The 4,616-nt window shown below is 37.7% G+C and carries 7 protein-coding genes; all 7 read left to right on the top strand.

Annotation, left to right across the window (positions count from 1 at the left end; translation table 11 throughout):
• The first annotated feature begins 229 nt into the window (after window positions 1-229).
• Entirely contained in the window at window positions 230-1,003 is a 774-nt protein-coding gene (locus O3Q51_18280; protein MCZ4410770.1) for a hypothetical protein, read from the top strand.
• 83 nt (window positions 1,004-1,086) lie between these two features.
• Entirely contained in the window at window positions 1,087-1,569 is a 483-nt protein-coding gene (locus O3Q51_18275) for a hypothetical protein (protein MCZ4410769.1), read from the top strand.
• Between the two features lie 73 nt (window positions 1,570-1,642).
• Complete coding sequence (locus O3Q51_18270) at window positions 1,643-2,029, top strand: hypothetical protein (protein ID MCZ4410768.1); 387 nt, start codon at window positions 1,643-1,645, stop codon at window positions 2,027-2,029.
• Window positions 2,030-2,063: 34 nt separating this feature from the next.
• On the top strand, window positions 2,064-2,558 hold the full coding sequence (locus O3Q51_18265; GenBank protein ID MCZ4410767.1) for a hypothetical protein: 495 nt from the start codon (window positions 2,064-2,066) through the stop codon (window positions 2,556-2,558).
• Between the two features lie 96 nt (window positions 2,559-2,654).
• Window positions 2,655-3,467 (top strand): hypothetical protein, encoded by an 813-nt coding sequence (locus O3Q51_18260; protein MCZ4410766.1) that lies wholly within the window; start codon window positions 2,655-2,657, stop codon window positions 3,465-3,467.
• Window positions 3,468-3,570: 103 nt separating this feature from the next.
• Window positions 3,571-4,062 (top strand): hypothetical protein, encoded by a 492-nt coding sequence (locus O3Q51_18255; protein MCZ4410765.1) that lies wholly within the window; start codon window positions 3,571-3,573, stop codon window positions 4,060-4,062.
• 118 nt (window positions 4,063-4,180) lie between these two features.
• A complete protein-coding gene (locus O3Q51_18250; protein MCZ4410764.1) occupies window positions 4,181-4,459 on the top strand; it encodes a hypothetical protein in 279 nt (92 codons plus the stop codon).
• Window positions 4,460-4,616: the final 157 nt, after the last annotated feature.

Here is a 4,616-nt window from a genome sequence, read left to right as displayed (position 1 = left end):
TTCCACTCCCAACGGCTATTTCTTATCTTGTGGTGCCGACCAAAGCCGATTTAGGAAGAGTGGGATCTTTCCGAAAGGTTTTGGGGTGAATTGCCTCAGTTTGGCAGAATGGAAGCGCAGGCATAAAAAAATGCTGCTAGCTCTGGCTGTGCAGAGGTGATTCCATAAGCTGAACACGCACTCGCGTGCGTGTTATACAATTGTTAGCCACCATAAAAGAAAGGACGAAATGAATAAAGAGCTTATCTGCAAAATCAAAGTATTCGCAGTATCCCTTTGGGTCTTATTCTTTGCAGGGATTCTAAATGCTCAGGAATCTTCAAGTTTCACCAAGAAACAAGAAAAGTTTTTGTCAAAAAAGACTATTACAACAAGCATGATGGGTGTTGGTGATTTTAATGCATTCTCAAGTTACTTGTATTCAGTCAATATAGCTATCATACACAGTGACAATCCATTAGTAGGTGCTACGAAGCTTCAATCTTTTCCTAATCCTGATCTCAAAGTATCACCACGAGAATTGTTCGATGAAATCGCCAAGCAAACCTCAAGTGTATGGAGTTATGACCATGAAAACCAATATTGGTTATTCTCGAAACCATTACCTTATGAATTGGATTTAGCTCCAGAATGGATTAAAGAAGTACGTAAGGGTTATATTTTTTATAAACCACCAACAGCGCCAGTAGGTATGGACATTTACTTTGCAGGCCATGTTGACTCATCGGAAACTTCAATTCAGGCGCTAAGACGAATTTCTGAAGAATTCGCAAAACCGTTTGACCCTGAGATCTCTGCAGATTCGATGAAAGAAGTAAAAATATCAAACCAAACTGGACTTTTCTATCAGACTGACATTAAGGAGAAAAACATAACGTGGCGCCAGTGGGCAGTCGTCAAAAACGGTTATTGCTACGTCATCGTGAGTGCTATTAAAAGGGAAGATGAATCAACAATTTTGCCTGATGTAGAAAGGATGGTTCAAAGTTTTAAATTAATCTAAAAAAAGAAAAACGTTGGCTAACAATACCTAAGATAACATGCCCTTCGGGACACGTTTCTTAGCTTAGCGTGGGCCAAAAATAAATGAGATTCTTACTTATCATAACTGCACTCCTAATTATTCTTAGCTGTAAAGGACCCGACAATTTCACTCAACAGTATTACGGAGACGCGGAAGTTTTGATTTCAGACAGGATCATTTCAGATTTTATAACTGAGGCGTTCAATTCAGATACTCTTGATTTATGTTCCTGCTGGCGGAATGGAGATTCTTTAGGAGTGACTCTCGAAAGCTCTAACTATAGTGGTCTCAGTATTAGGCTATCGGAAAAAAATGGTTTAGTAGAGCCAATTATTGTGTACTACTCCGACTTTGCTGAGTTTGATGGGAAATTTGAACTTCATTCTAAACTGACAAAAAAACACGTAAGTTTAACCATAAAGAATTCCATGGACTCTATCCATTTAACGGGTGATCTGAGACTTGAGGCAGAAGAAAATGAGCATTACAAACTAAAGAGAAATATATCAGCAGCAGGACGTTTTAACTGCAGCTTAAAAAAATAAATACCCGCTACAACACTCTGTATAGGGCATAACCTGAGAGATACGCAACCGCTACGCAGCGTTAGATTTCACCATGAAAAAAGAGATAGTCACAAATTCGGATTATAATTTCACTGTTGCTCTTTTTGTGAGTGACGATGGATTCTGCCATTGTCCGGTATGTGGATCAAAATCAAAAAATAGAGATTGGCGACCATATGGATTGAATGGAACTCCTTCATATGATATTTGTGATTGTAACTTTCAATTTGGTTATGACGATGGAGACTTTCCAGGACCTTACGACAAAACTTGGGAAAACTACCGTGAGAAATGGTTGAAAGGCCAAATAAAGAACGAAAGAACTCCTCGATTGACACTATCACAAAAAAGAGAGCAACTAAGGAATATTGGAATAGAATCAAACGTTGGATTGAGCAAAAAAGAAAAACGCAAGCTAACCAAACCTAAAAAGCCTTGAAATGCTTTTATGCCAAACGTTTTGCTCAATTATAATGAGAACCTACTTAGTTATTCTAATCGTTTTAGCTTGCAATTCGATTTACGCCCAAATCTCTATCGATGAAATCATTGGGCAGGAATGTGAAGTGGTTGAATCTGACACATCCATTTATTCTGATTTTCATGATTTTGAAGTCTCACTTCCATCAAGCTGGTACGGATATATGGACGGTGAAAACCCGAAATGGAAAATACAGGATAGCACAAGCGAATGTTCAATGACCATATCCGGAAACTTAGCTTCTGAAGACGTTTTCGATTGGGCGAGGTCTAATTTTAATCCTGAATTATATGAGATTTTGGAATTTAAAAAAGGAAGAATTCTTGTGGAAAAAAATGAAAGTGGTCGAATAAAAATGTTGTCATTATCAAACTTAAAAGATACTTCCGGACAATGGATTTGGCGGATAAGATTGCGACTACCGGAGGAGAAAGATTCTCGTATTTTTTGCGACATTACTTACATATTTGAACAACTCATGAAATAAAATACTGAGCATATCATTGTACAAGCCTGAATAACTTACTACCGTCAGCTGCGGCATCTTACGCGAACCGCTGTACTCGTATTTTCAAAAATCACAATGGATAAATTAACTCGCTATAATCAGAAATTACTTGCAATTATTGGCACGACAATAATCATTGCAGCAGGACTTGCTTTAATTATTGGCATTGGTGGTGCAATAATCTCATTGATGGACTTTTCTCACTCAGATGACAACGGAATTCGCATTCAAAACCCATCGGCAATCACCAATGACAGCGCAAGTTTTGTTCGAACACAAGAAGTGACCTTTAATTCGCCATTTCAACTGGACACAGCACAAACAAAATTTTTAATCCCCGTTGGTCAAGTAAACCTTAAAACAGATGAAAAGATTAGGTTTGAAAGTGGTGGCGGACTCAAATTTTCAAGCGGAGAATATCGATATCAATCGCATTACGGACTATTTAACAACTTTGTCTATTTAGACTACTCCAAGGGGTTAACGCAAAATCTTTTTGAACAACAAGTAGCTATTACCCATTGGGCATTTTTGAAAAACGACACAATAGAAGTTTTGTTATTTAAAGGAACTTCCACAGACGACAATTCAGATAATCAAATGGACTCGGACGATTATCAATCGCTTTTTGCATATTATGTCAATGACAGACAGTTAAAGCAATATGATTTCAAAGACAAAACCGTATTGGACTTTGATCCAATGAAAAAAACAGACCTTGTGTCAATAGAACTTGGAATTGATAAAGACAAAGATTTTACCTTTGAAAGAACAAGTGAGCCTCAAGTAATATCAGCTTTGAATATAAGAACCAGACAGCTGGAACACTTAATTTCAGGCGAAATGAAAGATAAAATTCAGAGTATAATTGATGGAAGAAAGAAATAAAGAACAGCGGGTAAAAAGGGCTAATAAAACATAGCTACCCTGCGGTTTATAAACGCTTTTAACCAAACCGTCCGCTCAGCTGAATACAATTAAAAGAAACGAGATGAATAGAATCCTATACCTATTTTTTTTTGTAGCCCTTGTCAGTTGTCAAAATGAACAACAGAAAATTGAGAGAACAAATGGCAAAACGGAATGGATTGATCCGAACACCATTCAGCTAAGTCCGATTATTCAAGATTCATTGACTTCCGGACAGATTGAAAAGATCAGCTACCTGCACAACACATTCAAAGAAGTAGACCCTACAAGTCGAGAAAAATGGATAGAAGACTTTATGAGAGATTACAATCCTGATAATGAAATTGAGATTTGGATGACGATGGCCAATGCTTATAATAGCTATGTTCAACTGGGTGAATTGAACATAGAAGAAAAAAAAGAAGTTTATAAGATCTTGTTAATGAGATCTTCAGCTCCTGCAGATGAAGTATTGTCACATATTGAATTGGATTACCTTTCTGAAAAAGAAGCCAAGCAAGTTATGCAAGCTTATCAATTGGAGGCAAAGCCTATAAGGGTATCGAAAGAATAGCAATTTGTAGCATAACATAAACCGAAATAAAACGCGCTTTAACCAAACCGTCAGGCAACTAACAATTCAACAAGTACCGAATTAAGTAAAGCGTATTTTTAAGCAATGATCATTGAAAATGAAAAATAGAATGGTCGGTATCATAGTCTGTTTGCTGACGCTGCCCTTTGCTTTTCGGTACATCTTGGTGGGGATTCAATCCTATTTAGGTTTTAAAGATCCCTTTGGTAGTATTCTATTGTTCCCGGGGTTACTTCTGCTGCTAGTCTCCACTCCCAACCTGATTGCCATTTTTATCAAGTATAAAGGGAAATCAAAAGAGTACCGCAAGAGACTCCTATTCGTCCAAATACTCTCCCTTTTGTTGTTTTGTTCTCTTTTGATGGTGTTTCAGTAATTATAAAGTTCACCATTGCGCCAAGTCAGATCGTTGCGTTCTGCTACCCTCCCACCCCAATACCACTTCATTGGTCATCGAGCCGGGGATGCCCAATCCTTTTTTTTAAACTCCCCTTCCACTCCCAACGGCTATTTCTTATCTTGTGGTGCCGACC

Source organism: Cryomorphaceae bacterium 1068 (assembly GCA_027214385.1).
Taxonomy (GTDB): Bacteria; Bacteroidota; Bacteroidia; order Flavobacteriales_D; family Cryomorphaceae; genus JAKVAV01.
Note: the sequence above shows the minus strand (reverse complement) of the source record. Positions and strands in the feature narration are given on the sequence as shown.

Bases quoted from the DNA above. Each gene is read 5' to 3' on its own strand.
- O3Q51_18280 (MCZ4410770.1), top strand. From the start codon at position 230: ATGAATAAAGAGCTTATCTGCAAAATCAAAGTATTCGCAGTATCCCTT.
- O3Q51_18275 (MCZ4410769.1), top strand. From the start codon at position 1,087: ATGAGATTCTTACTTATCATAACTGCACTCCTAATTATTCTTAGCTGT.
- O3Q51_18270 (MCZ4410768.1), top strand. From the start codon at position 1,643: ATGAAAAAAGAGATAGTCACAAATTCGGATTATAATTTCACTGTTGCT.
- O3Q51_18265 (MCZ4410767.1), top strand. From the start codon at position 2,064: ATGAGAACCTACTTAGTTATTCTAATCGTTTTAGCTTGCAATTCGATT.
- O3Q51_18260 (MCZ4410766.1), top strand. From the start codon at position 2,655: ATGGATAAATTAACTCGCTATAATCAGAAATTACTTGCAATTATTGGC.
- O3Q51_18255 (MCZ4410765.1), top strand. From the start codon at position 3,571: ATGAATAGAATCCTATACCTATTTTTTTTTGTAGCCCTTGTCAGTTGT.
- O3Q51_18250 (MCZ4410764.1), top strand. From the start codon at position 4,181: ATGAAAAATAGAATGGTCGGTATCATAGTCTGTTTGCTGACGCTGCCC.